This is a genomic window from Agrobacterium sp. MS2, from assembly GCF_003261015.1.
Taxonomy (GTDB): domain Bacteria; phylum Pseudomonadota; class Alphaproteobacteria; order Rhizobiales; family Rhizobiaceae; genus Agrobacterium; species Agrobacterium pusense.
In genome coordinates this window covers 271917-297921 of sequence record NZ_QLNF01000086.1, presented here as the reverse complement: position 1 = coordinate 297921, position 26005 = coordinate 271917, and the positions used below count along the sequence as shown (strand labels likewise).

The window sequence follows — 26005 nt, the reverse complement described above, 5'->3', positions numbered from 1 at the left end:
ATCATATCATTGATGCTGCAGCTGTCGTGAGAAGGATTTGACGGTTCCCGCGCATGGAATCACCCGCCGCTGTCTCGTCGTGCGACCGGCTGATCAATCGGCCTCTGCCTGCCTCACCGGAACATAAAAGGGCCTTTTTCCCGCTGAAAAATTAAGCTCTTCTCCGCTGCATTTATAGGCTTCACAATCCTGTAACAACGGACCTAATATACAAGTGCAGATGCCGAATCGCTCAGGAGAAGCCCTTGACGATTGCAGTTTCACCACAGGCCCTGCCGGCGCTCGTTCTGAACGCAGACTATAGGCCGCTGAGTTATTATCCCTTGTCGTTATGGTCCTGGCAGGACGCGATCAAGGCCGTCTTTCTAGACCGTGTGAACATCATTGCAGAATATGATCATGCGGTGTCGTCACCCAGCTTTTCCATGCGGCTGCCGAGCGTCGTCAGCCTCAAGACCTATGTGCAGCCCACCCGCAACCCCGCTTTCACACGCTTCAACGTCTTCCTACGCGACAAGTTTGAATGCCAGTATTGCGGGACACGGGACGAATTGACCTTCGATCATGTGATTCCCCGCGCGCATGGCGGCGAAACCACCTGGCACAATGTCGTTGCGGCGTGCTCTCCCTGCAACCTTAAAAAAGGCAGCAAGCTTCCCAAACAGGCGGGCATGTTCCCGGCGCAGAAGCCTTTCCAGCCGACGGTTCAGGACCTGCACAATAATGGGCGTCTGTTTCCGCCCAATTATCTGCATGAAAGCTGGATGGACTATCTTTACTGGGATACCGAGCTGCAGCCCTGAGCTTTCAGGACTGCGACGCGGTTTTCCGCTTAGCGGCTTTTACGGCTTGCGCCGAAAAAAGCGACTGCCGCAAGTGCCAGACTTGCGATAACATTCCATCCGGCGAACGACAGGCCTAGGACACGAAGTGCCGCATCATTGCAGGAAGGCGCCTTGATGGCGTTGAGGTTGCCCAACAGGTCGCCGGCATTGGTCGTGATGGAGGGCGCCCCGGTGGCGCAGGTAATCGGCCCCGCCCAGAAACCCCATTCCACACCCGCATGATAGACGCCGAGGCCGGCCCCAATCAACATGGCCACGCCGATAAGGGCGAGAAGCAGCCGTGTTATTTGAACCGGCAATTTGAAAATGCTGGATGCAATGGCCAAGATACCAAGGGGAATGGCGTAATAATAGGGATCGCGCTGCAGCAGGCACAGCGCACAGGGCGTGTAACCGCCAATATGCTGGAAACCGAGGGCTGAGCCGACGGTGAAGATCATTCCCGCCGTGACGCCGAGAGCGGCGAGTGTGCGGCTGTTATCGGCGGATGTCGCATTGGCCATGTAAATTTCCCCAAACTTCGCGAAGAAGCAGATATCCCGAACGGGCTTTCAAAAAGGCGGGCGTGATGGCGAAATTAAGTCGCCGATCTCGATGAATGTTACGGGATTCGTCTAATCCAGTCCTCTGCAACTGGCAAATGAAAGCCTAGTAAGAAACGGAGGCGGATGAGCAAGCTTTCGTGAGGACACCAGCCTCTACGCCACCCATCGAAGCCGCTATGAAAAAAGCATCTGGAGCAGGGAAAATTGAGATGTGTAGGTAATGGTACCCCAAGCCGGGATCGAACCAGCACTCCTTTCGGAACCGCATTTTGAGTGCGGCGCGTCTACCAATTCCGCCATTGGGGCAACGGTGGTAATGTCACGGCGTCTATCACGGGCGAGACCCTGCGTGCAACCCCAAAAGCTGGAAATTTGCGCGTTTGAGCGTGTAACTTCGCGCCTTTCAAATGGCAGCTCATCGCTGCCATTCCTTGGAATTTTAAGCGTTTCGCTGTGCCTGAGCACCAGGCAGGGCGTGGACGGGCGGGCCGCTGGCTTCCGGTATGGCGCTCGTCGTTTCCCACCATTGGCCGAGAGAGTCGATCAGCGGTACAAGCGTGTTGCCCGCGGGGGTCAGGTCGTATTCGACGCGCAACGGATAACCCTGAAACTCTGTCCGTTGAACGATGCCGGCGTCTTCCAGTTTGCGCAATTCCAGTGCGAGCATCTTATGCGAGATCGTCGGGTTGTCCCTGCGCCGATCGCTGAAGCGTTTTGTGCCATCCTTCAGGTAGTAGATCAGGAGCGTCGGCCAGCGCCCGCTCAGGACCTGCATGACCTCCTCGATGGGGCAACGGGATACAAGGTCCTTCATCAGTGCCTCGTGGTTACAAAAAGGTTCGTAATTTACTTGGCGCTGCCCGGCGCTAAGTTCAACCCGCTGCGCAGCGCCCTCGAAACTGAGAGTATGAAAAATGGAACCGATTTTACTTTATGGCTTCCCGGCGGGAAGTTCGATGGGGCTTGTCGCGGCGCTTGAGTGGCTTGGCAAGCCGTACAGGCTTTGCCGGGTGGATATGCTCGGTGAAATGCGGCAGGCGCCATATAAGCGTATCAATCGACGCGTCGAAACGCCCGTCCTTATCACGGACAGGGGCGAGATACTGACCGAGACGATGGCGATCGCTGCATGGCTGGAAACACGCGACACCGAGCGGCGTATCAGTTTCGATCTCCATTCACGGGAGGCCGAGCTGATGCATCAGTTTATGGCGTTCATCAACACCGGCTTCACCGGCGCTTTCACCCCGCTGTGGGTTGCGCTTGAGATGGAGCCGCCGAACCCGGCCCTGCAATCGGCTCTTCGGCAGTATGGAACGGACGCCGTGATCAGACGGCACGACCTGCTGGAGGAGATGATTGGCGTCACCCCCTTTGCAATCGGCGACAGGCCGAGCCTCGCGGATGGAATCCTGGTCGGTGTCGCCCGCTGGCTGGAGATTCACGATGTGGCTGACCCGGGCCGGTGGCCAAAGCTAGCCGCGTTGCGCAGGCGTCTCGAGGCTGATCCCGCTGTTGTCTATGCGAGTGGCCTGGAACGTGGAGAGCCGGCTAAAGGCAATGGAAGCTGCCGGGGCCATGTTGATCTCGCAACGCTTGTCGAACGGTTCGGAAACTGAAGAGGGCAGCGTGGACGGATTTTACCGCCCACGCTGTCTCGAAATGATACATCCTCGGTTGCGTTTTCATGATAATTTTAGATAGTTCTAATAAATTAGTATGTACGCAATTGCTAATTGAATTTATAATGGCCGGGTGGAGTTTCCACGCGGGGCGGGAGTAGCCAACTCATAGGGAGGAAATTATGAGGGCTTTTTCTCGCAATTTATTATTGTCTGCCTGCCTGATCCTGCCGGTCAACGCCCACGCGCTGGATATAGGGATCGGTGGAGAGAATGGGGTTAATGCGAGCGTGGGTGGTAATGGCAGCGGTGGGCTCGGGGTCGATGCTTCCGTTGGTGGCAGCGGCGGCGTCAACGCCAGTGCCGATGTCGGCGGCAGAAGCGGCGGCGGATTGGGCGCGGATGTCAACGCTTCGGTTGGTGGCAGCAATGGGGTCAATGCGGATGTCAACGCATCCGTCGGCGGTTCCAGCGGGGTCAATGCGGGCGTGAACGCCTCCGTTGGCGGCTCCAGCGGCGTCAATGCCAATGTCGGCGCAAATGTCGGCGGATCCAACGGCCTCGGCGTTGATGTCGGTCTCGGCATTGGCGGTTCAGGTTCCACGGGCAATCCCGGTAATCCGGGCAATCCTGGAAACCCGGGCAGTCCGGGAAATCCGAACAATCCCGGCAAATCGGGGCCGGTAACGCCTGGCGCCATGCGTAACGCCATTCAGGCTTATAACGACATGTCGCGCACCGAGCAGATCAGGCTCGCCCGGCGTTGCATCGATATTCTGGGTGGCGGATACGATGCAGCTTTGACGCAATTGTGCAAGATGATCCGGACGGCCTCGCGCTGAAGCTGGACCCGAACAATCCGGAGGATGCCGTTGGCGTCCTCCGGCCTCAGTTGCCCTTGCGACCAAAGGACAGGATTGTCTGCCGCAGGCTGCGGGCGAGGTTACGGGTGTTGCGATACATGTCCACCTGCGTGGAAACCTGTCGAACGTCCCTGTCACTGTTCTGGGTGAGCCCCACGACAAGCGTGCCCATTTCCTGCCGTTCCTGCCAGAAGCGGCTCATGACAGGATGATCGGGCACGGCGCAGCTGTCACTGCGGAGAATATTGGCGTCGTCCAGATGCCAGTCGGTCAGTTTCTGTACCAGCAGCTTGCCGGGCGAAAATTGCGCGTAATTCTCGTCGAAGGCGGTCTTCCACGTATAGGCCTCGCCGGCGGTGATGAAGACGATCATGGAGGCAATGGCGCTTCCGTTGAGATCGATGGTGTGGATACGCACGGCATCGGCTTCGGCCAGGTTGGTGATCGCCTCGCGGGCGAAGGCCGCGCGATACCGGTCGTTGACCAGCGCGGTGCGTTTGCGGCCCTTCCAGCCGCTTGCCTCCAGCGCCAGAAACTCCTCCATGCGGTAGCGTATATCCTTCGGCTGGCGCGCGACAGTGTAGGATAACGCGCCCAACCGCTCGAGCTGTCGCCACTGCCGGCGCATTTCCCGCAAATGATGCGGGGCAAGGGCTTTTTGCAGATAAGCCTGGCCATCAAGCAGGCTTTCCAGCATCGGCCGGTGATAATGACCCGTCGTCGTCACCGGCAGGTTGCGGCTGAGCGCGATGGCTCGGAACATGCGGGCAAAAGGCCCCTCCAGCCGCACATCCGGCAGAACCAGAACATTCGGCAGCCGCATATCCCGGTCGGAAAGGGCGTCGAAAAGGTTATCGAGGGTCTCGGCCGCCCCTTCGGTATCCACCAGCGGCGTCCCGAGCGGCCCGAAAGGATTGGCCCAGACGCGAATAATGGAAGGACCGATGGAAAAACCCGGCTTTTCAACGGTAAAAGGCATCAGAAACCGCATGCGGCTTCGGGCGCCGTTCTCATCGCGAATGAGGGCGAAGCGCACGGTCTTGTCGTCGATACGCGGCATGGCCGGAGCAAGAAGCCGGCCGGTGAAAAAGACGTTTGCTTCCATGACGCGGTTGGAGAGAAAGTCGAGTTCCTCCTGCATGTCGTAACCGAGCTGCCCCGGATAGATGCAGAATTCACGGCCTTCCCGGCCCACACGCCGGCTGCTGTCCGCCACCGGGCGATCACGCTCCGCAGACGCCATGAGCGCCGCGATGCGCGGGTCCTGAAAATCCGGATTCTTTGGATCGCTGGACATGCTTATCGTTACACCGCCTTACCAGTGTTTTGACTCGCCCGGGGGTCGTTGAAGGCAAAAAGGACGATCCCGAGTGTACGGCGTATGGCAACATGCAATAGCACAGCCTCTATGGACATGGCTATCGCCACCGCTGCCGCGGCGCCTGTCAGACCATAGACCGGAATGAGCGCCATGTTGAGTGCAATGTTGCAACCGAAGATGATAATATAAAGCATCACGCACAATTTTTGTTTGCCGGCCATATTCAGCAGCGTCTCTCCGGGGCCGATGAGCGCTTTTGCCAGGAACCCCGCAAACAGGAAGAACATCAGCTCGTAACCCTCCACGAAGCCAGGACCGAACAGCGACAGCAGGAATGGCCCGGCCAGAAGCACCACGCTGCCAACGGCGAGAGACGGCCAGAAGGCCCAACGTGCGGCCTGGCTGGCGAAGCTCGCAAGCCCCGGCCTGTCATTGGCCGAAATCAGCGCCGCGAGACGTGGTGCGGCCGCCGCCTGGACGGAGAAAAACACGAACTGCATCAACACGATGGTTTTCGCCGCGGCGAAATAGATGCCGACCTGATCCGGCGGCAGATAAAGGCCGACGATCACCACATCGGAATTGGTCATCAGAAAACCGATGCCGTCGATCAGAAAGACCGGAAAGGCAAACCTGATCCAGTGACGAAAATGAACCCTTCGGGTGACGCTGCGGAAATGTCGGTTGAGCCGGCGGTTCAGGAAGACGAAGTGAAAAATGGTGGTGACATAAGTTGCGAAAAGTGCCGTCAGCATGGCCGTCGTCGCAGTCTTTTCGGCTCCCAGGGCAATGGCCACCAGCATGAACAGGAGGATCAGTACGGGACGTACGATATAGGTGGGGCTAAGGGCGGAGATGGCCCAGCCATTGGCCCGCGCCGTGCCGTTCAACACATCGCCCAGAGCCACCATCGGCAGGGTGAAAAGCGCCAGCGAGACAGGAATGAGATAATAGGCGGCGATGCGCTCGCCAAAGAAATACAGAAAGATGAAACCGCAAAGCGCCAGCGTGCTGGCAGACAGCATGGCGAACACGCGGGCCGTCGAGGTTAGCCCCATGATCTTGTCATGGGCATCTTCCAGACGGTAGCCGGGCAGGAAGCGGATGACGGTGGTGTGGAAGCCGAGACAGGAAAGATTGCCGAACAGGATTACCAGAACCCACACGAAGGCGAAGAGGCCATATTCGAACTCGCCCATCAGGCGGGCAAGGATGATCTGCGATATGAAGGCGATGCCGGCGCTGACGATGCGCACCGCGAAGGCGACGAGCGCCATGCGCTGTGCCCGGGCAACCTCGTCCCTCGCGGAGACAATGAGGGCGATTTTATCGCCCAGCGGCGAAATCTTCGCGCGCAGGCCTGCGGGTAAGGCTTTTTCCGCCGTGCTGAGGATAGCCATGATCCACACGCCATTATTTCCAGTTGAATGGGCAGGCCGATTGTAAGCCCTTCATCCTTAACGAAGCGTTTGGGAGGCGGCTGCGCCTGTCCTGATGTCACCCGCTTCCCGCGGCTTGCGGATGCCGTTGAAGAGGAACAGAGCCAACGGACTGCGGCGTATCGCCTGATGCAGAGAGTAAGCCGTGATGGTCGTGGCTGCGACGATGATGGTGAATTTAACGAGGGGCGGCAGGGAGATGAGAATAAAAAGCGTACCCAGAACGTAAATCAGCGGGTGGTGAAACAGATAGATAGTGAAGGACGCATCCGTCATCCGTCTGGCAAACCGGCTTGGCCGGTCGAAATACCGGCAGGCGAGGTCGATCAGCAGGCGGCTCACCGTTACTGCGGCAATTGCCGACACCAGCACGAGCAGGGCTGAATTCGAAAACGGGCTTTGCAGCCTGAGTGTCACTGCCGCCGCAATGGCGGCCGTCGCTACGATTGCCGTGAGAATACCGGTCTGGCGAAAGCGGTGAAAGAGGGTCCGGTCGCGGTGGAGCAGGGCTCCGACAAGGAAGAAGGGCACATAGCGCCCATAGGGGTCGGAAGCGCGCTCATAGAGAGAAAGCAGGCTGCTTTCGGTTTCTGCCGCAATCAGGCTGGAACCGTATATCGCCAACTCCCATAAAATGGGCAAGATGCAGAGTGCGGCGAAAAACACCCCGGCATGTCGCCGCCGCAGGCTGTCGAGCCTGTCTACTGCGCGCGCAAAAGGCGGACGTTTCAGAAGATACAAGAAAGCGGCAAGCACCACGGAATAAGCGATGAGAGCGGGCAGGAACCACAGATGCATGATCCATTGTTCACTCGGGCGCAGCAGACCCGGCAGGCTCTCAATCAGTCCTTCGGCTGAAATCTCGCCTTTCGCGATACCGGCCAGTCGCAGCAACAAAAGCTGCAGCGGCCCGAGCAGAACGAGCGTCACGACGAAGGGCACGCCGAGGCGGAGGAAACGTTGTCTGAGCCAAGGCATTTTGCCTTTTTTGCCGATGACCATGGTGGAAAAATACCCGGCGACCAGAAAAAACGCCGGCATTCGGAAGGTGACGAGCCCGGCACCAAGCGCGGTCAGGAGCGTGCTGGTCTCAAAATCCTTGATGTCCCAGGGCAAGGCGTAGCTATAGAGCAGTGAGGCATGATAGGGAATGCCGAGCAGCATCAGAAGCGCTCGCAACGGGTCCCAGTAATGTTCATAATCTGAACTGCTCGGTTGCATTTTCTCCTCGCGTCGCACATGCGATCACGCGTGATCTGCGCTAGCCGACACGACTATTGGTGGAAAACGCTAATAAACCCTTCATGCGCCGGCCGGTGTGGGCGGAGCCTTCTTTTTGGGTAGCAGATCGAGCACCAGCGCGCAGCCGAGGATAATGATGCCCGCGCCGAAGAGCTGAGGCAGCGACAGCGGCTCATCCAGCACGAGGGCGCCGATAAGCACCGCCACAACGGTGACTGCAAACTCCACACTGATGGCCTTTGTCGCGCCGATCACCGAGACAAGGCGGAAATAGGTTATGTAGGTGAGGCCGCTCATGACGATGGCCTGGATGAGCAGGTATAGATAGTCGATCGGCGCGGGAACGCGGGGAATCGGAACTGCCAGCAGCAGTGGCAGCGTCATGATGCCACCGGTCATGAATGAGCCGATGGTAATTTCCCATGAACCCACGCCTTTGAGATACCGGCTGGCATAATTGCTGCCGAAGGCCGCGCAGATGCAGGCGGCGACACAGGCGATGCAGCCGATGACAAAACCGGTCGTGACGGGTACGGCGGGAAAACCCACGAGCAGCACAATCCCGCCGAAGCCCAAAACCAGCCCCACGACACCTTGCCTCGTCAGTCGCTCCAGCCCCCAGACCTGCGAGATGAGCATGGAAAAAAGCGGGATGGTCGCGACCAATATTGCGGCCATGGCGGTCCCGACAAGTGGCGTGCCATAAGAAAGGCCGATCAACTGGCCGGCAACGGTGGTTGCGCCCACAATGGCAAAGGCTTGCCAGCTTGCCGAAAACGCCAGTTTGCGTCGCGCAGTTCTCGCGATCAGGAAAAGAGTGGTGGCGGTCACCAGTGACCGCAACGTCACTGCGCCGATCCAGCCGAATGCATCCACAACCTGTAGAAGCAGGAGGAAGGACGCGCCCCATGCGAGTGCGAGAAAAACATAGGCGGCAAGATCGCGAGGGGCCATGGCAGCATTTTCCGGAGGATGATCCAGCTCCCATATTGGAAACCGATCATGCCCGTCAACAACAATGAATTGCGCAAAGAAAATCGCCCGCAACCTGGGTTACGGGCGATGGTCTTCATCGGATATGCGCGGCGTTCAGGCCTGTTCGTAAACGCCGTGGCAGTGCTTGTATTTCTTGCCGGATCCGCAGGGGCACATTTCATTGCGGCCGATACGGCCCCAGGTGGCGGGGTTGTTCGGATCGCGCTCCTCGGCCGGCACGAAGGCGGCAGGCGCCGCCTGCAAGCCCTGAGCCATTTCATCCTCGCCCGTGTTCGGGTCAAGGTGATGGGCAGTCATTTCCGGCAGTTCCGGCTGCTGCGGCTCCTGCTGAACCAGTTCCACACGCATCAGCTGGGCGGTCACGGCTTCGCGCAGATTGGCGAGCAGCGCCTGGAAGAGTTCGAAGGCTTCCGCCTTGTACTCCTGCAGCGGGTCGCGCTGCGCATAACCGCGGAAACCGACGACGGAGCGGAGATGATCGAGGTTGACGATATGCTCGCGCCACAGATGGTCGATCGTCTGGAGAATGACCGAGCGTTCGACATAGGTCATGATCTCGGGGCCGAAACGTTCCGCACGCTCGGCGGCGTATTTGTCGGCGGCCTCGGTGACGCGCTGGAGAATATCGTCTTCGGCGATGCCTTCTTCCTTCGCCCACTCTTCCACCGGCAGGTCGAGGTTGAGGAACTGGGCGATGCCGGCCTTCAGGCCTGCAATATCCCACTGTTCGGCATAGGCATTTTCGGGAATATGCTTGGTGACGAGCATTTCGATGACTTCGTGACGCATATCGGCTGCGGTTTCGCCGATATTATCGGCTTCCATCAACTCAAGGCGCTGATCGAAGATCACCTTGCGCTGATCGTTCAGCACGTCGTCATATTTCAGAAGGTTCTTGCGGGTCTCGAAGTTGCGGGCTTCGACCTTCTTCTGGGCGCGTTCCAGCGCCTTGTTGATCCACGGATGGACGATGGCTTCGCCTTCCTTGAGGCCCAGCTTCTGCAGCATCGAGTCCATGCGCTCGGAACCGAAGATGCGCATCAGGTCGTCCTGAAGCGACAGGTAGAATTTCGAGCGGCCCGGATCGCCCTGACGGCCGGAACGGCCACGCAGCTGGTTGTCGATACGGCGGCTTTCATGGCGTTCGGTTGCGATGACGTAGAGGCCGCCGGCGGCCAGCGCCTTTTCCTTGAGCACCTTGATTTCGGCGCGAATCGCCTGTTCCTTCGCATCTCGCTCCGGACCCGGCTCCATGCCTTCCAGCTCGCGCTCGAGACGCATCTCGACATTGCCGCCAAGCTGGATGTCGGTACCGCGGCCCGCCATGTTGGTGGCGATGGTGACGGCGCCCGGCACACCGGCCTGCGAGACGATATAAGCTTCCTGCTCGTGGTAACGGGCGTTCAGGACCTGGAAGTCGGAGAAACCGGACTGGCGCAGGAGATGTGCCAGAAGCTCGGATTTTTCAATCGACGTCGTGCCCACCAGAACCGGCTGGCCGCGCTCATGCGCTGCCTTGATCTCGGTAATGATCGCCTGGAATTTCTCTTCGCCGGTGCGATAAACCTCGTCGTCTTCGTCGATACGCTGGATCGGCAGGTTGGTCGGCACCTCGATGACATCGAGGCCGTAGATGTTGCCGAATTCTTCCGCTTCCGTCGCTGCCGTACCCGTCATGCCGGCCAGCTTTTCATACATGCGGAAATAATTCTGGAAGGTGACGGAGGACAGCGTCTGGTTTTCCGGCTGGATCTGTACCTTTTCCTTGGCTTCGAGAGCCTGGTGCTGACCTTCGGAATAACGACGGCCCGGCATCATGCGACCGGTAAATTCGTCAATGATGACGATTTCGTCATTGCGGACGATGTAGTCCTTGTCGCGGGTGAAGAGCTTGTGGGCCTTCAGCGCATTGTTGATGTGGTGGACGATCGCGACGTTCTCGACGTCGTAAAGCGATTCGCCCTTGAGCAGCCCCGCCTGCCGCAGCAGGTTTTCGAGCTTCTCGGTGCCTTCTTCGGAGAAGTTGGCCGAGCGCTGCTTCTCATCGATTTCGTAATCTTCCGGCGTCAAGAGCGGAATGAAGGCGTCGATGGTATTGTAGAGATCGGAACGGTCGTCCAGCGGCCCGGAAATGATGAGCGGCGTGCGCGCCTCATCGACCAGGATCGAGTCGACTTCGTCGACGATTGCGTAGTTGTGGCCGCGCTGAACCATCTGGGCGCGGTCATATTTCATGTTGTCGCGCAAGTAATCGAAGCCGAGCTCGTTATTCGTCGCGTAGGTGATGTCGCAGGCATAGGCCTCGCGGCGCTGGTCGTCGTCAAGGCCATGAACGATGACGCCGGTGGTGAGGCCGAGGAAGCGATAGAGCCGGCTCATCGTGGCGGCGTCGCGCTGGGCGAGGTAGTCGTTGACGGTGACGACGTGCACGCCCTTGCCGGCGAGCGCGTTGAGGTACACCGCAAGAGTGGCCACCAGCGTCTTGCCTTCACCCGTTTTCATCTCGGCGATGGCGCCGCCGTGCAGGATCATGCCGCCTGTCAGCTGCACGTCGAAGGGACGCATGCCGAGAACGCGGCGCGATGCTTCGCGGGCCACGGCAAATGCCGGGATCAGCAGGTCGTCGAGTGTCTTGCCGTCTGCCAGCTGCTGGCGGAACTCGGCGGTCTTGGCCGCCAGCGCTTCGTCGGAGAGCGCCTTGGTGGCTTCTTCCAGCGCATTGATGGCTGCGATCTTGCTTTTATAAGAGCGGACGCGGCGATCATTTGCCGAACCGAACAACTTGCGGGCTATTCCGCCGAGACTGACCATCTTACTGGCCCTTTCTGAAATTCCGTTTTGCCGGGCGCTTTGCTCCGTCACGCTGTTTTCAGCACAAATGACGGACTTCGCCCTTCAACGTATCTGGACGCGAGGTTGCGTGACAGATAAGAGGGGGGGCAAATGATGTCAACGGTTCTGCCCGTTACAGAATGGCCACATTCCGGTGTTTGGAAGTTTTTTCAGAGCCGGAAACCATGTCTGGAGCCGGCATTGTCCCCGAAAGGTTCAAAATGTTGCGCTATAATAAAATTGCGGCTGCGGTGATTGTGGCCACGCTCGGCCTCCAGCTTCCGGCTTTCGCACAGGAAGACAAGGTCGTCGCCAAGGTCGGCGATCTGGAAATCCACCAGTCCGAACTCGACCTCGCCATGAGCAACCTCGATCCGCAACTCGCGCAGCTTCCCGACGAGCAGAAGAAGGTCGCAGCCCTTTCCGGCGCGATCGATGTCAAGCTTCTCGTGAAGAACGCCAGCGCCGAAGGTCTGGAAAAGACTGAAGATTTCAAGAAGCGCATGGAATTCATCCAGGACCGTGAGCTGCATAACGCGTATTTCCGCAAGCACGTGGTCGACGCCGTCACCAATGACGAAGTAAAGGCCCGCTACGACAAGGAAGTCGCAGCCCTGCCGCAGGAAGAAGAGATCAAGGCAGCTCACATCCTCGTTGCCAGCGAGGACGAAGCCAAGGACATCATCAAGCAGCTTGATTCGGGCAAGGATTTCGCAGCCCTCGCCAAGGAAAAATCCACCGATTCCAACAAGGATGACGGTGGCGATCTCGGTTGGTTCGGCAAGGGCCGCATGGTGCCGGAATTCGAAGAAGCCGCCTTCGGCCTCGAAAAGGGCGCCTACACCAAAACGCCTGTGAAGACCCAGTTCGGCTTCCACGTCATCAAGCTGGAAGACAAGCGCATCGCGCCGCCGCCGGCTTTCGAGCAGGTCGAGCCGCAGGTTCGTCAGCTTGTCATGCGCGACAAGTACGTTGCCCTCATCGAGAAGGCCAAGGCTGACCAGAAGATCGAAATCATGGATGAGACGCTGAAGAAGGGCTACGACGAAGCCACGAAGGAACAGCAGGCACAGCCGCAACAGTAAAATTCGGATTACGGGGCGGCTTAACGGCCGCCCCGTTTCATCTCAGGCCATCTCCAGACATCCATTCCAGAATTTCAGGCGCTTCCCATGTCCGTTGCCGTTTCTCCGCTCGCTCCGAAATCCTATCCTGACATGCCTGCGCTCCGCGGCGTTCGCATGGCGACGGCCGCTGCCGGCATCAAGTACAAGAACCGCACGGACGTTCTCTTGATCGTGTTCGACAAGCCTGCAAGCGTTGCGGGCGTCTTCACCAAGTCGAAATGCCCTTCCGCCCCGGTTGATTTCTGCCGCGCCAATCTCGGCGGCGGCGCGGCGCGCGCCGTGGTGGTCAATTCCGGCAATGCCAACGCCTTTACCGGCCTCAAGGGCAAGGCCGCGACCGAGCTGACGGCGAAATCCGCCTCAGCTGCCGTCGGCTGCTCCGAAGGAGAGGTCTTTCTGGCATCGACGGGCGTGATTGGGGAACCCTTGGATGCCTCGAAATTCGCCGGTGTCCTGGGTGACATGAATGTTCGGGCAGAAGCCGATTTCTGGCAGGAAGCCGCCAAGGCGATCATGACGACCGACACCTATCCGAAGGTCGCCAGCCGCACCGCCGAGATCGGCGGCGTGATCGTGACGATCAACGGTATCGCCAAGGGCGCCGGCATGATCGCGCCAGATATGGCGACGATGCTTTCCTTCGTTGTGACGGATGCGGATATTGAGCCTGCCGCGTTGCAGGCCCTGTTGTCGGACGGCGTTGGCCCGACCTTCAATTCCGTAACGGTCGACAGCGATACCTCCACCTCCGACACGTTGATGCTGTTCGCCACGGGCGCTGCGGCCGAAGACGGCCAGGTGAAAGTGACGAATGCCGATGATGAGCGCCTTTCCGGCTTCCGCGCCGCGCTGAATGATCTTCTGAAGGACCTTGCCTTGCAGGTCGTTCGTGATGGCGAAGGCGCGCGCAAGATGGTGGAAGTTACCGTGACAGGAGCGGAAAACGACGCCGCCGCCAAGAAGATCGCCCTTTCCATCGCCAATTCACCGCTGGTGAAGACCGCGGTTGCCGGTGAGGACGCCAATTGGGGCCGTGTCGTCATGGCCGTCGGCAAATCAGGCGAAATGGCGGACCGCGACCGTCTCGCCATCTGGTTCGGCGGCGTGCGCGTAGCCGTCAACGGCGAACGCGACCCGAACTATTCCGAAGCGGAAACCAGTGCCGTCATGAAACTGGAAGACATCACGGTAAAGGTCGATATCGGCCTCGGTCAGGGAACGGCTACCGTCTGGACCTGTGACCTGACGAAAGAATATGTTGCGATCAACGGCGACTACCGGAGCTGACCGTTGGAGCCGAAGAGAATGCAGGACAACAAGGCCGTCAATCTGCCGCTGGTTCGCCGTCTGGAAGCCGTCAGCTTCCGGGCGTGGCCAGCCTCGTCGGTTATTTATGACGGCAGCTGGCAAATCCGTCTCACGGGTTCGCATCCCTCCAAGCGTATCAACTGCGTGGTGCCGCTCGATCCGTCCGATTACGGAAACAGCGCGGTGCGGCTGGAAAAGGCGCGTAAGCGTTTCGATGATTTCGGCCGGCCGCTGGTGGTGCGCGAAACGACGCTGATGCCGCCGCAGCTTGTGGAATTTCTGGTCAGGGACGGCTGGTCGATGTTCGAAGAGGTTGTGGTCATGACTGTCGATCTTTCCGAAATGGAGTTGCCGGAAACGCTGGTCAGCCTTCCGAGCCACGATATCGGCCGTTTTGTAGAGGCGAGCATCAAGGTGAGCGATGGCGATCCGGCGCTGCGCCCGGCAATTGCTGAAATCGTCAGTTCCATCAAGCCGACGCTCGGTCTCTTCATCAATGAGGAAGTGGAAGGCAATCCGCTCGCAACCGTCATCTGCGTGCAGGACAACGATCTTGCCGGCATCCTTTCCCTCGATGTCGAAAAGTCGCAGCGTAAGAAGGGCCTCGGTACGCAAATCCTGTCATCCGCACTGCGCTGGGCCAGGATCAGCGGCGCAAAAAGCGCGTGGCTGCAGGTTGAAGCCGCCAATGCGCCGGCAATCGCACTTTATGAGAAATTCGGCTTCTCCGAGGCCTATCGCTATCGCTATTGGCGCAAGGGTTCAGGAGAATGAGCGAGGCCGGCAAAAAAATCCTGCTGGTCGCCGCCTGCGCCCTTCTCGATCAGGATGGCCGCATTCTTCTGGCGCAACGTCCGGAGGGCAAGTCGCTCGCGGGCCTGTGGGAGTTTCCGGGCGGCAAGGTGGAGCAGGGCGAGACGCCCGAGGAAACCCTCGTGCGCGAACTGGACGAGGAGCTGGGTATCAAAACCAAGATCGCCTGCCTTGCGCCGTTGACATTTGCCAGCCACACTTATGAAACATTCCACCTTCTGATGCCGCTTTACGTGTGCCGTCGTTACGAGGGCATTGCGCATGGCCGGGAAGGACAGGCGCTGAAATGGGTAAAACCGCAGGCATTGCGCGATTATCCCATGCCGCCGGCCGATGAGCCGCTGATCCCCTTCCTGCAGGATCTGCTTTAGAACAGGCAATCGCCGGCGTCCCTCGCTTATGATCCCGTTACAGCTTCGTGAAAATGCCCCGTTGCCAGCGCTTTGCCGTGTCAAAACGGGTCTGTGTTAAGAGATCGTTCAGCACCCTCTGGCAGATTGTTAAGCTAAAGAAGCGGTAAACTGCGCGTTACGAGGTTGGTCATGAACGAGGATTTCTGGAAGACGGTGGAAGGTCGTCACTCTTATTCCGATAAATCCAGTCGCACCGGCGTTCTGAACGTCGCATTGCTTTTCGGCACGGCCGTCATCGCCCTGTCGTTGATCATCACACCCATGCTCGCCGGAAAGTCTTCCACGCGTGTGGCGCAGTTCCCCGACAATTACGACATGATCAGCACCGGCTCCATCAAGAAGACAGATGTGGGCAAGACATACTCCATCCGCCGTAGCATAACACAGCCGATGCCGGAAATGCCCTGCGTGGTGACGGGCTACAGCAATGAGAGCGGTTGCTGATCGTTTACCATTGTCGGTAACCGATCTCTCACATAGCCCGTCTAGAATAAGCCGACTTCAATAGGTCATATTGCCGGCTGGCGGATTGGGCATATTCTGTGCTGCGTTCATTTATCGATTTCTGCAGGAATGAAGACGGCGCCAGCGCCGTTGAGTATGGCCTGATAGTGGCCGTGATTTCCGTCGCCCTTGTCGGCGGCGCGAGCGCTATCAGCAGCAACATCAATGCCCTGTTTCAGTTCATCGCCGACACTTTCGCCAGTGTCTGAAACGGTCATTCTTGCGTTCAGGATAGCTTGACTTCCCTGGTCTTCAGGGCGTCCGCCAGGCGCACTTTGGCGGAGCCGGGCTTCAGCGGTTTCTGCTGGCTCTCATGCGGCGCCCAGCCCGAGACATAGATGACGGAGAATGTCGCCCTTATGCGCCCATCCGGATCGGCATAACGTTCAGCATAAAGCTCTGCCGCCCGCATGAAAAAGGCACGGTTGAGCGGTCGTCTGCTACGGCCTGCCAGCGGATTGGCCATGCCCATCGCACGCAGGTCGCGCATCAGCGGGAAAATCGAATCGTAACGTACCGTGTAGGTTTCCGCGTCGGTGACGGGAAGCGCAAAACCGGCGCGTTGCAGAAGCGCGCCGACATCGCGCACATCGGCGAAGGGAATGACGCGCGGGCTTGCCCCGCCGTTCAGTTCCGCCTCTGCCGTCAACAACACGTCGCGCAGTTCCTGCAGCGTCCCGCTGCCGGGAATCGCGCCGAGAAACAGGCCGTCCGGCTTTAATGCCCGCCGGATCTGGATCAGCGCGCCGGGCGTGTCGTTGGTCAAATGCAGGGCAAGCGGTGAAACGATGAGATTGGCGGAGGCCTCTCCCAGCGGCAGATGCTCCATGGATGCCGCCTCCGGAATATTTTCATCCGTGGTGAAACGGCTTTCCGTCTCTATGCGGCGAATGGAATTCACCTTTCCCGTCTGTGCCAGCCGCCGGGCGGCAACGCCGGTGCCGCCATGCAGCTCGATGGCGGTCTCGAACTGGCGTTCGACAATGGCAAGCCTGTCTGCCAGTTCTTCCGCCGCCATGTCGAGAAGAAAAAGGGCCTTGTCGTCGCGCCGGTTCCACGCCCGGCGACGGTTTTGTTCGATCACGGCCTGGTCAAAAAGAATGTCCATCGTCTTGCCTGCTCGGCCTCTGGCGCCATCGGTACGGCGGGGCCGCATTCTGTGTCATGCCGTTTCAGGCATTGCTTTTCCGGCACCGGCCGGAATAATCTGTCTCGCAAAGGCACCCGTTCGGCGCTAAAGTCAACCTCATGGGCGCTGGTGAAGGTCTGTTTTCGGGGATGCTGTCGAAATCCGCGGTCCTGCTGCGGGTCGCACGAGACGTGTTGCGTTCGGTCTTCCGCATGATTTACCCGCCGACCTGTGCCGGCTGCACCCGCATGATCGGCGCAGAAGGAGCGTTGTGCCCAGAGTGCTGGCGGGACATTGTTTTTATCGAGCGTCCTTACTGCGAAATTCTCGGCATTCCCTTTGTCCGCGACCATGGCGAAAACATTGTCAGCGCCGAGGCCATTGCCGACCCGCCGCCTTTTGACCGTCTGCGTGCCGCCGCGAGCCATCAGGGCGTCGCCCGCAAGCTGGTGCACCGTCTGAAATATCAGGACCGGACAGAGCTTGCGCGGTTGATGGCGTTGTGGATGCTGCGCGCAGACGACGGAGCGGTCAGCGCCTGCGATTGCATCGTGCCCGTTCCTCTGCATCGCTACCGCTTCCTGCGCCGCCGTTTCAACCAGTCCGCCGAGCTTGCGCGGCATCTGGCCAGGGCGGCTGACAAGCCTTTGCTCGCCGGCGCCCTACTGCGGGTGAAATCGACGGAGCGGCAGGTTGGGCTCTCGGCGATCGCCAGGCGTGACAATATGCGGGGCGCTTTTGCTCTCGCGCCTGGTCTGGAAGCGGATGTTTCAGGCAAGCACGTGGTGCTGGTGGATGACGTTTACACCACCGGCGCGACAGTGCGTGCTGCAAGCCGGGCCCTCCGAAAAGCGGGTGCTGCGGAAGTGACAGTTTTGACCTTTGCAATGGCCATTTCCGGTCCTATATGAAGCCGTAATGACATGAGGAAACCGTGCGCTTGACCGCACGTTTGCGAGGCTTTGAAAACATGGCACCGGTGACAATCTATACGCGGGATTTTTGTGGTTATTGCGCGCGCGCCAAGGCGCTGCTGGATAGCAAGGGCGTGGATTATGCCGAATATAACGCCACGACGACGCCCGAATACCGGCAGGAGATGATCGAGAAATCGGGCGGAACGACCTTCCCGCAAATCTTCATCAATGGCCAGCACGTGGGCGGCTGCGATGATCTTCATGCGCTGGACCGCGCCGGCAAGCTGGACGCGATGCTGGCGGCCTGATCTGCCCGACCGACGGAGGAAATCATGAGTTTCAAGGCTGCCGCCATTCAGATGCGCTCCGGTGTCGATACGGCGAGGAACGCCGCCGATATGGATCGGCTTGTGCGCGCCGCCGCGGCCGAAGGGGCTGTTTATGTTCAGACCCCGGAAATGACGGGCGCAATCCAGAAGGACAGGCAGGCGCTGCGGGCCCAGCTGCGCGATGATGACGGCGATATCATCGTAGCGACCGCCGCACGTCTTGCCCGCGAACTCGGTATTCACGTCCATGTGGGCTCTACGGCTATTGCCCGCCCGGACGGCAAGATCGCCAATCGCGGCTTCCTCTTCGCGCCGGACGGCTCGCGCATCTGCAGCTATGACAAGATCCACATGTTCGATGTCGATCTCGACAATGGCGAGAGCTGGCGTGAAAGCGCCGCTTACGAGCCCGGCGAGGTGGCGCGCATCGTTGAACTGCCGCTGGGTAAATTCGGCTTCGCAATCTGCTACGACGTCCGTTTTCCGCAGCTTTTCCAGGCGGAAGCTCTTGCCGGCGCTGAGATCCTGACGGTTCCCGCTGCCTTCACCCGCCAGACCGGGGAAGCCCATTGGGAAATTCTGCTGCGCGCCCGCGCCATTGAAAACGGCGCGTTCGTCATCGCCGCCGCTCAGGCGGGCGTACATGAGGACGGGCGTGAAACCTTCGGCCATTCCATCATCATCGATCCCTGGGGTAAGGTTCTGGCAGTCGCCGGCGGCGCTGGCGAGGAGATCATCTTCGCCGAGATCGATACATCGCTGGTGGCGACCGCCCGTGGAAAGATTCCCAATTTGCGCAATGCCCGGGAGTTCGGGCTGGATACGGTCATTCCCCTCAAACCTGTGGGAGGTGAGGCAGCGTGATCCGGTATGCGCTAGCCTGTGAAAAGGGCCACGAGTTCGAAGGCTGGTTTGCCGGCAGCGACGATTTCGATGATCAGTTGCAGCGCGGTTTCCTCTCCTGCCCGGTTTGCAATTCCGCGCAGGTCTCCAAGCTTTTGATGGCGCCGTCGGTTTCCACCGCCCGCAAGAAGGACGAACGCCAGACGCTCGCCATGGATGCCGCCAGAAAAGAGGCGCTTGCAAAAATCCGCGAGGCCGTCGCCAATATTCGCGCCACTGCCGAGGATGTCGGCGACAGGTTTCCCGAGGAAGCCCGCAAGATCCATTATGGCGAAGCGGACGAGCGGGGTATCATCGGCAATGCCTCGGTGCAGGACGCCAGGGCCTTGCTGGAAGAGGGCATAGAGATCGCACCGCTGCCGGTGCTGCCCGACGACGTCAACTGAATTTCAGAGACATCGCTCACGGAGCGCCCGGCGTTACCCCTGCGCCGGGCGCTTTGCCAGCATCATGTAGTTGACGTCCATATCCGGTGAGAGGTTCCAGCGATCCTGCAGCACGTTGTAGAAGACGCCTGTCCGGTGGATGATATCCATTCCGCTTGCAACCAGCGGCCGCTCAAGCTCTTCCGGGCGGACCAGCTTTTCATATTGATGCGTGCCGCGCGGCAGCCAGCGCAAAACATTTTCGGCGGCAAAGATCGCCAATGCCCGGGCTTTCAGCGTGCGGTTGATGGTGGCCGCGAACATCAGGCCGCCGGGGCGTACCATTTTCGCGCAGGTGGTGACGAAGAGATCGACATTGGCCACGTGTTCGACCACCTCCATGTTGAGGATGACGTCGAAGGTTTCGCCGGCTTCCTGCAGCTGTTCGGCCGTCACCGCGCGATAGTCGACGCTGACCCCGCTTTCACGGGCGTGGGTGGAGGCGATGCCGATGTTCTTTTCCGAGGGATCCGCGCCTACCACATCGGCGCCCATGCGGGCGACGGGTTCGGAGAGAAGGCCGCCGCCGCAGCCGATGTCGAGAACGCGCAGCCCTTCCAATGGGCGGTGCGCCTTCGGGTCCCGGCCGAAATTGTCGCAGATGCGGTTGCGGATATATTCGAGACGCACCGGATTGAATTTGTGCAGCGGGCGGAACTTGCCGGTCGGGCTCCACCACTCTGCGGCCATCGCGGAGAAGCGATCCACTTCGCTCTGGTCGACGGTCGTCTGTGCGGTCTCGCTCATGGTTCTGCTCCATATTGCTGTTGCATTGAAGTCGGACGATTGCCCCCCGAAGTCAAGACCGGAGGCTTTCCCCGGCAGCGATTTATCGGGCGCTCATTGCCGCAGGGGAACTGATGCGGCCCCGCATTTGTTTCATGCTGCGTTCATGGAAGAACGCGTATTTTCCGATCGTGGCAGTATGCGGAACGCATACTCGTCCATCGAACAGGATGGATGCCGACAAGGGCAAAGCGGGCCTTTGCTTGAGGAGAAAGAAGTGAAGAAAAAACTGTTTGGCGCAATTGCGCTGGTGGCCATGCTCGCCGCGCCGGCCCTTGCCGAAGCCGCAACGCGGGGATTCGCCACCGCGAATGTGAATATGCGCTCCGGTCCCAGCACGGCCTATCCGGCTGTTGTCGTGATCCCCGTCGGCGCACCATTGACGGTACACGGCTGCCTGTCCGATACGCCGTGGTGTGATGTGTCTTTCGTCAACGGTCGAGGCTGGGTAGCCGGCCGCTACATCCAGACGACATTCCGGCAAAACCGGGTCTACGTCGAGCCCCGTTATTATCGCGATCTCGGCGTTCCCATAATCACCTTCGAAGCCGGCCGGTATTGGGACCGTTATTATCGCGATCGCGACTTTTACCGCGAACGTGACCGTTGGCGTCGCCCGCCGCCATCAGGCGGCTACTGGAACGCCCCGCCCCCGAGTGCCGGATGGGATCGCCCACGTCCGCGTGACGACTGGCGCGATGGCCGCCGGGACGACTGGCGTGATGGCCGCCGCGATGAGTGGCGTGATCCCCGCCAGGGCGGTCCGAATGATGGTCGTTGGGAACGTCGCTACGGCGACTGGAACCAGGGCGACAGAAATCAGGACAGGCCGCGTCGCGACGATGACCGCCGCCGTTGGGAAGATGAAAATCGCGACCGCAACCGCGATGGCCAGCAGACCCAGGATGAAGGCCAACGTCGGCCGGATCGCCGTCAATGGGACGATCCGCGGCGCGCGCCCGCATCGGAAAATTTTCGCGGTGGCTGCCGGATCGGCGATCCTGGTTGTGATGCACGATAAATAGATAAAGCCCGGCATGTTTGTCGGGCTTTTTCATGGATGGGTGCACTTTGGCTTTGGGAGCTGCTACTTCGAGGCAGTAACCTTGCGCGCCCGGCTCTTGGGTTTTGTCGGGGCTTCTGCGGCCGGTGCCGCCTCTGCCGCAGCGGCCTTGGGAGCGGCCTTCTTGCGCGTTGTGGGCTTCGTCGCTTCCGACGTCTTCAGCAGCGAAAATTCATGCTTGGCCTGTTCCCAATGGTGCGCATCGCGCCCGTGCGGGTGGCCTTCCTTTTCCCAGAGTGTATATGCGCGTTTACTGATCCATTCGTGTTCCGAAACCTGCATGCTCGTCTCCCGTTGCTGTTTACAGCGCCTATGAGAAGGCGACATTCCGCTTTGGTCCGGCACACGCTCGACAGGAATCAATGCCGGCATTTCCAGAGGCCATTACATGCCATGATTTTCCGGGCGTCAAGCAAACATGCTGCATTGCGAAAACCGATTTCTGGCATTTTCTGCCCGTTAAAGCGGTTTGAGCGAAAGACGTTCCTGCCACGCAAGATCAACGTTGCGTGATTGCGCCAAGGCCGCCAAGATGGCCGAACGAACGGGCAGCGGAGGAGTCGGTCTTGGAGCGGAGAATGGAAACGGATGCGCAGGTCATCGTCGAAAAACAGGGAGGGGCGGGCATCATTCGCCTCAACCGGCCGAAGGCCATCAACAGCCTGACCTTGCCTATGGTGCGCGACCTGTTCCATGCGCTTCAGCGTTTCGAGGAGGAACCCGGCGTTGCCTGCGTGGTGTTGACCGGAGAAGGGGACAGGGGGCTTTGCGCCGGGGGCGATGTCCGCATCATTCACGATCTCGGCAAGGCGGGCGACCCACAGGTCCTTGATTTCTGGCGGGAAGAATTTCCGCTGAATTATCGTATCGCCCACTTCGGCAAGCCCTATGTGGCGCTGATGGATGGTATTGTCATGGGCGGCGGCGTTGGCATTTCAGCCCATGGCAGCCATCGTATCGTCACGGAGCGCACAAAGCTCGCCATGCCGGAGACGGGCATCGGCTATTTTCCTGACGTTGGCGGGTCCTGGCTTTTGCCACGGGCGCCGGGCGAATGCGGCACCTGGCTGGGGCTGACGGGCAATGCCGTTACTGCCGCCGACGCCATCTATGCGGGCTTTGCCGATTATCTTGTTCCTTCGGATCGCCTTGGCAGGCTGGTTCAGGATCTATCGCGATCGGTGGATACGGACAGTGTTGAGACGGCCATCACGGCGCACGCGATTGAGGCCGGCGAAGGCATCTTATCCCTCAATCGGGAGATCATCGACGCGACATTCCGTTTTGACACGGTCGAGGAGATTTTTGCCGCGCTCTCGGCGCGCCAAGATGCATTTTCACGCGAGACCCTCGAGGTTCTGCAAAAGCGCTCCCCCACCAGCCTTAAGCTGACCCTGAAGCTGCTGCGCCTGGGTCGGGAAAGCGCGAGCCTCATCGAATGCCTTGAGCGGGAATTTGCTGCCGGCACGGAGATATTGCGCCAACGTGATTTTTATGAGGGCGTGCGCGCTGCCCTCGTCGACAAGGATCGCAATCCCCGCTGGTCGCCGGCGCGGCTGGAAGAGGTGCGGGAGGAGGACCTTGCGCCCTATCTCGCCAAGCATTCTGGCAACCTGTTTCCCGATCATCGCCTTTAGTGAGGCGCAAAAGAAATCCGGGTTCGTGGCTTATATGAAATCCACGCCTTCCAAGTGAATATTATTTGGGCGAAATTTCCAATCCATCCTCCGGCAAGGCATAGTTGTTTCTCGCGGGCGTTGCTGCCGCCCGCTATGTTGAGCACCATTCGAATTGCCGGGGGTATTCATGAAACGTCTTCTCATTATCGGAACTGCCATCGCCGCTCTTTTTTCAGTTGCGGCGCAGGCGCAGTCTCCGACTACCATTCTCAACGCGTCCTATGATGTCGCCCGCGAGGTCTTCGCGGCCGAGAACGAGGCGTTCATCAAGCAGCATCCGGGCGTAACCGTCGATCAGTCGCATGCCGGCACCTCCAAACAGGCGCGTGCCATCGTCGAGGGTCTTGAAGCCGATGTCGTCACTTTCAACCAGGTGACCGATGTCGATTTTCTGGTGAAGCAGGGTTTCGTTTCCGCTGACTGGCAGAAGGATTTCCCAAATGACGCATCGCCTTTCTATTCCTTCCCCTCTTTTCTTGTCCGCGCCGGCAACCCCAAGGGAATCAAAGACTGGGACGATCTTGTCCGCGACGACGTGAAGGTCGTTTTCCCCAATCCGAAGACCTCCGGTAACGCCCGTTACACCTATCTCGCCGCCACAGCCTACGCCAAGGAAAAGTTCAAGGGCGACGACGCGAAGGTCCAGGAATTCGTCAAGAAAATCTTCGACAATACGCCTGTTTTCGACACCGGAGGCCGCGCTGCAACCACCACTTTCGTGGAGCGTGAAATCGGTGACGTCTTGATTACCTTTGAAGCGGAGACCCGCGGCATCGCCAAGCAATATGGCGCCCAGAAGGTGGAAGGCGTCGTGCCCTCCGTCAGTCTGCTGGCCGAATTCCCGGTTGCCGTGGTGGACAAGGTCGTCGACAAGCGTGGCTCTCGCGATCTGGCGAAAAGCTATCTCGACTTCCTCTATACCGAAGAGGGGCAGCGCATCGCCGCTGAATTCGGCCACCGTGTCCATAATGAAAAGGTTGTCGGTGAGTTCAAGGACAAGTTTCCGGCCATCCGCCTCGTCAACGTCAATGACGTTTTCGGTGGCTGGACTAAAATCCAGAAAGAGCATTTTGCATCCGGCGCGACGCTTGATACGCTCTACGGCAGCCGCTAATCACAGCGACAGCAACATTTGAATGACCCGGCGGGAAACTGCCGGGTCGCTTTTTGATTGATGGGGGCGGGGTTTGAAGCGGAATGTTCTGCCGGGGCTGAAATTGTCCCTTGGCGTTACCCTCACTTACGTCGCCATCATTGTGCTTTTGCCGCTCTCGGCGCTTGTGTTCAAGGCGGCAAGCCTCGGGCCCGCCGAGTATTGGTCCATCATTTCCTCGCCGCGGGCCGTCGCCAGTTACCGTGTCACCGTGCTCTGCGCACTGGCCGCAACCCTGTTCAATATGATCTTCGGACTTGCGCTCGCCTGGGTGTTGACGCGCTACCGCTTTCCCGGCTGGCGTTTTGTCGATGCGATCGTCGATCTTCCCTTCGCGCTTCCCACCGCCGTCGCCGGCATCGCCCTGACGACGCTGTTTGCCGGCAATGGCTGGTTCGGCTCGGTGCTGGCGCAATTCGGCATCAAGGTGGCCTATACGCCGCTTGGCATCATGGTGGCGATGGCTTTTACCAGCCTGCCCTTCATCGTGCGCACCGTGCAGCCGGTGCTGGAAGACCTCGATCCGGCGCTGGAAGAAGCGGCGCAGTCGCTCGGTGGTTCCGATCTTGAAATTTTCCGCAAGATCATCCTGCCGCTCCTGACTCCGGCTCTGCTCGCCGGTCTCTCGCTCTCTTTCGCCCGCAGCCTGGGTGAATTCGGGGCAATCATCTTCATCGCCGGCAATCAGCCGTTCTCGACGGAAATCACCGCCCTGCTGATCTTCATCCGGCTCGAGGAATATGATTATCAGGCGGCAGCGGCCATCGCCTCCGTGTTGCTTATCACCGCCTTCGTGATGCTGGCGGTGACCAATTATCTGCAGGCGCGCGCGCTTCGGTATACGGCGAGGGGCTGAGAAGATGAGCGGCGTTTCCTCACATCGCAAACCGCCCCGTGTCGGCGATGCACCTCTTGTGCGCCGCAGCCTGATCGCCTTCGTGCTCATCATCGGCACGCTTCTCGTTGTGGCACCGCTCGTCATCATCGGTGTCGAAGCGTTCTCACAGGGCTGGAAGGCCTATTCGGCCACCATCACCCATCCGGATACTCGTCACGCCATTATGCTGACGGTGCTGACCGCACTGATCGCCGTGCCGATCAATACGGCCTTCGGTGTTGCAGCGGCATGGTCCATCACCAAGTTCGATTTCCCAGGCCGGCGCTTCCTGCTGGTGCTGATCGAGATACCTTTCTCGATTTCACCGATCGTTGCCGGTGTCGCATATCTCTTCGTATATGGTTTGCAGGGCCTGTTCGGGCCGTTCCTCGACGCGCATGATATCAAGATATTGTTTGCGCTTCCCGGCATCATTATCGCCTCAATGTTCGTGACGGCACCTTTCGTGGCGCGGGAACTCATTCCGCTCATGCAGGCCCAGGGTCGTGATCTCGAGGAGGCGGCGACCTCGCTTGGCGCATCCGGCTGGCGAACCTTCTTTTCGGTGACTTTGCCGAACATCAAATGGGCGCTGCTTTATGGTGTCGTGCTGTGCAACGCCCGCGTAATGGGAGAATTCGGCGCCGTATCGGTGGTGTCAGGAAATATTCGTGGTCAGACCAATACGCTGCCGCTGCATATCGAGCTGCTTTATCACGATTACCAGACGGCTGGCGCTTTCGCCGCGGCGTCCATCCTCGCGACCCTCGCCGTCGTCACCATCATCGCCAAGGTGGCGCTGGAACGGCGCGGCGCAGGGCGCGGGCGTAAAAAGACCAACGGCGATGCCGCCATCGCCACGGAGACCTGATTC

28 protein-coding genes and 1 tRNA gene are annotated in these 26005 nt (G+C 59.4%); 18 read left to right on the top strand and 11 right to left on the bottom strand.

The annotated features are described in order from the left end of the window. Positions 1-245 precede the first annotated feature (245 nt). Positions 246-803 (top strand): HNH endonuclease, encoded by a 558-nt coding sequence (locus DOU54_RS24290; protein ID WP_003585610.1) that lies wholly within the window; start codon positions 246-248, stop codon positions 801-803. Between the two features lie 29 nt (positions 804-832). Here DOU54_RS24290 and DOU54_RS24285 read toward each other — a convergent pair whose 3' ends face one another. From DOU54_RS24285 to DOU54_RS24275, 3 genes are all read right to left on the bottom strand, one after another. Then, complete coding sequence (locus tag DOU54_RS24285; RefSeq protein WP_003585612.1) at positions 833-1348, bottom strand: disulfide bond formation protein B; 516 nt, start codon at positions 1346-1348, stop codon at positions 833-835. A gap of 263 nt (positions 1349-1611) precedes the next feature. Further along, a tRNA-Leu gene (locus tag DOU54_RS24280) sits at positions 1612-1696 on the bottom strand. A gap of 133 nt (positions 1697-1829) precedes the next feature. Continuing rightward, a complete protein-coding gene (locus DOU54_RS24275) occupies positions 1830-2204 on the bottom strand; it encodes a winged helix-turn-helix transcriptional regulator (RefSeq protein ID WP_113731948.1) in 375 nt (124 codons plus the stop codon). A 100-nt stretch (positions 2205-2304) separates the two neighbouring features. Here DOU54_RS24275 and DOU54_RS24270 point away from each other — a divergent pair, with 100 nt between their 5' ends. After that, on the top strand, positions 2305-3009 hold the full coding sequence (locus DOU54_RS24270; RefSeq protein WP_006698505.1) for a glutathione S-transferase family protein: 705 nt from the start codon (positions 2305-2307) through the stop codon (positions 3007-3009). Between the two features lie 185 nt (positions 3010-3194). Beyond that, entirely contained in the window at positions 3195-3854 is a 660-nt protein-coding gene (gene uppQ, locus DOU54_RS24265) for a polysaccharide biosynthesis GNAT family N-acetyltransferase UppQ (protein ID WP_113731947.1), read from the top strand. Between the two features lie 46 nt (positions 3855-3900). Here uppQ and DOU54_RS24260 read toward each other — a convergent pair whose 3' ends face one another. The 5 genes from DOU54_RS24260 to secA all read right to left on the bottom strand — a co-directional run bounded on the left by DOU54_RS24260 (position 3901) and on the right by secA (position 11684). After that, positions 3901-5172 (bottom strand): GNAT family N-acetyltransferase, encoded by a 1272-nt coding sequence (locus DOU54_RS24260; protein ID WP_113731946.1) that lies wholly within the window; start codon positions 5170-5172, stop codon positions 3901-3903. 8 nt (positions 5173-5180) lie between these two features. Next, a complete protein-coding gene (gene uppV / locus DOU54_RS24255) occupies positions 5181-6596 on the bottom strand; it encodes a Wzx-type polysaccharide biosynthesis protein UppV (RefSeq protein ID WP_112554782.1) in 1416 nt (471 codons plus the stop codon). A 57-nt stretch (positions 6597-6653) separates the two neighbouring features. Next, complete coding sequence (locus DOU54_RS24250) at positions 6654-7856, bottom strand: acyltransferase family protein (protein ID WP_113731945.1); 1203 nt, start codon at positions 7854-7856, stop codon at positions 6654-6656. An 81-nt stretch (positions 7857-7937) separates the two neighbouring features. Then, the gene (locus DOU54_RS24245) at positions 7938-8831 is read right to left on the bottom strand and encodes a DMT family transporter (RefSeq protein WP_113732097.1); all 894 of its coding nucleotides are present in this window, start codon (positions 8829-8831) and stop codon (positions 7938-7940) included. 135 nt (positions 8832-8966) lie between these two features. Next, complete coding sequence (secA, locus tag DOU54_RS24240) at positions 8967-11684, bottom strand: preprotein translocase subunit SecA (protein ID WP_003585625.1); 2718 nt, start codon at positions 11682-11684, stop codon at positions 8967-8969. 242 nt (positions 11685-11926) lie between these two features. Between secA and DOU54_RS24235 the strand changes: the two genes are divergently transcribed. The 6 genes from DOU54_RS24235 (at position 11927) to DOU54_RS24210 (ending at position 16079) form a co-directional block, all read left to right on the top strand. Beyond that, a complete protein-coding gene (locus DOU54_RS24235; RefSeq protein ID WP_035211677.1) occupies positions 11927-12790 on the top strand; it encodes a peptidylprolyl isomerase in 864 nt (287 codons plus the stop codon). A gap of 87 nt (positions 12791-12877) precedes the next feature. Continuing rightward, on the top strand, positions 12878-14119 hold the full coding sequence (gene argJ, locus DOU54_RS24230) for a bifunctional glutamate N-acetyltransferase/amino-acid acetyltransferase ArgJ (protein ID WP_113731944.1): 1242 nt from the start codon (positions 12878-12880) through the stop codon (positions 14117-14119). Positions 14120-14137: 18 nt separating this feature from the next. Continuing rightward, positions 14138-14914 (top strand): GNAT family N-acetyltransferase, encoded by a 777-nt coding sequence (locus DOU54_RS24225; protein WP_113731943.1) that lies wholly within the window; start codon positions 14138-14140, stop codon positions 14912-14914. Beyond that, the gene (gene mutT / locus DOU54_RS24220) at positions 14911-15324 is read left to right on the top strand and encodes an 8-oxo-dGTP diphosphatase MutT (RefSeq protein ID WP_003585633.1); all 414 of its coding nucleotides are present in this window, start codon (positions 14911-14913) and stop codon (positions 15322-15324) included. The genes DOU54_RS24225 and mutT overlap by 4 nt, the downstream gene beginning before the upstream one ends. A 171-nt stretch (positions 15325-15495) precedes the next feature. Then, entirely contained in the window at positions 15496-15810 is a 315-nt protein-coding gene (locus tag DOU54_RS24215) for a hypothetical protein (protein ID WP_003585635.1), read from the top strand. A 98-nt stretch (positions 15811-15908) separates the two neighbouring features. Further along, positions 15909-16079: a Flp family type IVb pilin gene (locus DOU54_RS24210; RefSeq protein ID WP_077985725.1), complete on the top strand. Its 171-nt coding sequence runs from the start codon at positions 15909-15911 to the stop codon at positions 16077-16079. A 17-nt stretch (positions 16080-16096) separates the two neighbouring features. Here the strand turns inward: DOU54_RS24210 and DOU54_RS24205 are convergent, their stop codons facing one another. Beyond that, positions 16097-16978 carry a methyltransferase domain-containing protein gene (locus DOU54_RS24205; RefSeq protein WP_113732096.1) on the bottom strand — a complete coding sequence of 294 codons (882 nt, stop codon included), beginning with the start codon at positions 16976-16978 and terminating at the stop codon, positions 16097-16099. A gap of 140 nt (positions 16979-17118) precedes the next feature. On the opposite strand from DOU54_RS24205, the gene DOU54_RS24200 reads away from it, so the two are divergent. From DOU54_RS24200 to DOU54_RS24185, 4 genes are read left to right on the top strand one after another with little or no spacing between them, the layout of a single operon-like run. Then, positions 17119-17910 (top strand): ComF family protein, encoded by a 792-nt coding sequence (locus DOU54_RS24200; RefSeq protein WP_113731942.1) that lies wholly within the window; start codon positions 17119-17121, stop codon positions 17908-17910. 59 nt (positions 17911-17969) lie between these two features. After that, positions 17970-18224 carry a glutaredoxin 3 gene (gene grxC, locus DOU54_RS24195; protein ID WP_003585640.1) on the top strand — a complete coding sequence of 85 codons (255 nt, stop codon included), beginning with the start codon at positions 17970-17972 and terminating at the stop codon, positions 18222-18224. Positions 18225-18248: 24 nt separating this feature from the next. After that, positions 18249-19109 (top strand): carbon-nitrogen hydrolase family protein, encoded by an 861-nt coding sequence (locus DOU54_RS24190; protein WP_113731941.1) that lies wholly within the window; start codon positions 18249-18251, stop codon positions 19107-19109. Beyond that, complete coding sequence (locus DOU54_RS24185) at positions 19106-19534, top strand: DUF1178 family protein (RefSeq protein WP_003585644.1); 429 nt, start codon at positions 19106-19108, stop codon at positions 19532-19534. The genes DOU54_RS24190 and DOU54_RS24185 overlap by 4 nt, the downstream gene beginning before the upstream one ends. A gap of 33 nt (positions 19535-19567) precedes the next feature. Here the strand turns inward: DOU54_RS24185 and ubiG are convergent, their stop codons facing one another. Next, the gene (gene ubiG / locus DOU54_RS24180) at positions 19568-20320 is read right to left on the bottom strand and encodes a bifunctional 2-polyprenyl-6-hydroxyphenol methylase/3-demethylubiquinol 3-O-methyltransferase UbiG (protein WP_003585646.1); all 753 of its coding nucleotides are present in this window, start codon (positions 20318-20320) and stop codon (positions 19568-19570) included. 256 nt (positions 20321-20576) lie between these two features. Between ubiG and DOU54_RS24175 the strand changes: the two genes are divergently transcribed. Further along, positions 20577-21380 (top strand): SH3 domain-containing protein, encoded by an 804-nt coding sequence (locus DOU54_RS24175; protein WP_113732095.1) that lies wholly within the window; start codon positions 20577-20579, stop codon positions 21378-21380. A 66-nt stretch (positions 21381-21446) separates the two neighbouring features. Here DOU54_RS24175 and DOU54_RS24170 read toward each other — a convergent pair whose 3' ends face one another. Continuing rightward, positions 21447-21704, bottom strand: coding sequence for a DUF2934 domain-containing protein (locus tag DOU54_RS24170; RefSeq protein ID WP_113731940.1), 258 nt, complete (start codon positions 21702-21704; stop codon positions 21447-21449). A gap of 296 nt (positions 21705-22000) precedes the next feature. Here DOU54_RS24170 and DOU54_RS24165 point away from each other — a divergent pair, with 296 nt between their 5' ends. The 4 genes from DOU54_RS24165 (at position 22001) to cysW (ending at position 26002) form a co-directional block, all read left to right on the top strand. Further along, positions 22001-23059 (top strand): enoyl-CoA hydratase/isomerase family protein, encoded by a 1059-nt coding sequence (locus DOU54_RS24165; protein ID WP_113731939.1) that lies wholly within the window; start codon positions 22001-22003, stop codon positions 23057-23059. A gap of 169 nt (positions 23060-23228) precedes the next feature. After that, positions 23229-24215, top strand: a complete 987-nt coding sequence (gene cysP, locus DOU54_RS24160) for a thiosulfate ABC transporter substrate-binding protein CysP (RefSeq protein WP_006698488.1) — start codon at positions 23229-23231, stop codon at positions 24213-24215. A 73-nt stretch (positions 24216-24288) separates the two neighbouring features. Further along, positions 24289-25110, top strand: a complete 822-nt coding sequence (gene cysT, locus DOU54_RS24155; protein WP_113731938.1) for a sulfate ABC transporter permease subunit CysT — start codon at positions 24289-24291, stop codon at positions 25108-25110. Positions 25111-25114: 4 nt separating this feature from the next. After that, a complete protein-coding gene (gene cysW / locus DOU54_RS24150) occupies positions 25115-26002 on the top strand; it encodes a sulfate ABC transporter permease subunit CysW (protein ID WP_113731937.1) in 888 nt (295 codons plus the stop codon). Positions 26003-26005 lie beyond the last annotated feature (3 nt).

Excerpts from the sequence above, each read along its gene's own strand:
- DOU54_RS24225 (WP_113731943.1), top strand. The coding sequence starts at position 14,138 with ATGCAGGACAACAAGGCCGTCAATCTGCCGCTGGTTCGCCGTCTGGAA.
- DOU54_RS24260 (WP_113731946.1), bottom strand. The coding sequence starts at position 5,172 with ATGTCCAGCGATCCAAAGAATCCGGATTTTCAGGACCCGCGCATCGCG.
- DOU54_RS24200 (WP_113731942.1), top strand. The coding sequence starts at position 17,119 with ATGGGCGCTGGTGAAGGTCTGTTTTCGGGGATGCTGTCGAAATCCGCG.
- DOU54_RS24170 (WP_113731940.1), bottom strand. The coding sequence starts at position 21,704 with ATGCAGGTTTCGGAACACGAATGGATCAGTAAACGCGCATATACACTC.
- DOU54_RS24190 (WP_113731941.1), top strand. The coding sequence starts at position 18,249 with ATGAGTTTCAAGGCTGCCGCCATTCAGATGCGCTCCGGTGTCGATACG.
- DOU54_RS24205 (WP_113732096.1), bottom strand. The coding sequence starts at position 16,978 with ATGGACATTCTTTTTGACCAGGCCGTGATCGAACAAAACCGTCGCCGG.
- grxC (WP_003585640.1), top strand. The coding sequence starts at position 17,970 with ATGGCACCGGTGACAATCTATACGCGGGATTTTTGTGGTTATTGCGCG.
- uppV (WP_112554782.1), bottom strand. The coding sequence starts at position 6,596 with ATGGCTATCCTCAGCACGGCGGAAAAAGCCTTACCCGCAGGCCTGCGC.
- mutT (WP_003585633.1), top strand. The coding sequence starts at position 14,911 with ATGAGCGAGGCCGGCAAAAAAATCCTGCTGGTCGCCGCCTGCGCCCTT.
- argJ (WP_113731944.1), top strand. The coding sequence starts at position 12,878 with ATGTCCGTTGCCGTTTCTCCGCTCGCTCCGAAATCCTATCCTGACATG.
- DOU54_RS24215 (WP_003585635.1), top strand. The coding sequence starts at position 15,496 with ATGAACGAGGATTTCTGGAAGACGGTGGAAGGTCGTCACTCTTATTCC.
- DOU54_RS24165 (WP_113731939.1), top strand. The coding sequence starts at position 22,001 with ATGGAAACGGATGCGCAGGTCATCGTCGAAAAACAGGGAGGGGCGGGC.
- DOU54_RS24245 (WP_113732097.1), bottom strand. The coding sequence starts at position 8,831 with ATGGCCCCTCGCGATCTTGCCGCCTATGTTTTTCTCGCACTCGCATGG.
- DOU54_RS24250 (WP_113731945.1), bottom strand. The coding sequence starts at position 7,856 with ATGCAACCGAGCAGTTCAGATTATGAACATTACTGGGACCCGTTGCGA.
- DOU54_RS24235 (WP_035211677.1), top strand. The coding sequence starts at position 11,927 with ATGTTGCGCTATAATAAAATTGCGGCTGCGGTGATTGTGGCCACGCTC.
- DOU54_RS24270 (WP_006698505.1), top strand. The coding sequence starts at position 2,305 with ATGGAACCGATTTTACTTTATGGCTTCCCGGCGGGAAGTTCGATGGGG.
- cysP (WP_006698488.1), top strand. The coding sequence starts at position 23,229 with ATGAAACGTCTTCTCATTATCGGAACTGCCATCGCCGCTCTTTTTTCA.
- ubiG (WP_003585646.1), bottom strand. The coding sequence starts at position 20,320 with ATGAGCGAGACCGCACAGACGACCGTCGACCAGAGCGAAGTGGATCGC.
- secA (WP_003585625.1), bottom strand. The coding sequence starts at position 11,684 with ATGGTCAGTCTCGGCGGAATAGCCCGCAAGTTGTTCGGTTCGGCAAAT.
- DOU54_RS24285 (WP_003585612.1), bottom strand. The coding sequence starts at position 1,348 with ATGGCCAATGCGACATCCGCCGATAACAGCCGCACACTCGCCGCTCTC.
- uppQ (WP_113731947.1), top strand. The coding sequence starts at position 3,195 with ATGAGGGCTTTTTCTCGCAATTTATTATTGTCTGCCTGCCTGATCCTG.
- cysW (WP_113731937.1), top strand. The coding sequence starts at position 25,115 with ATGAGCGGCGTTTCCTCACATCGCAAACCGCCCCGTGTCGGCGATGCA.
- DOU54_RS24275 (WP_113731948.1), bottom strand. The coding sequence starts at position 2,204 with ATGAAGGACCTTGTATCCCGTTGCCCCATCGAGGAGGTCATGCAGGTC.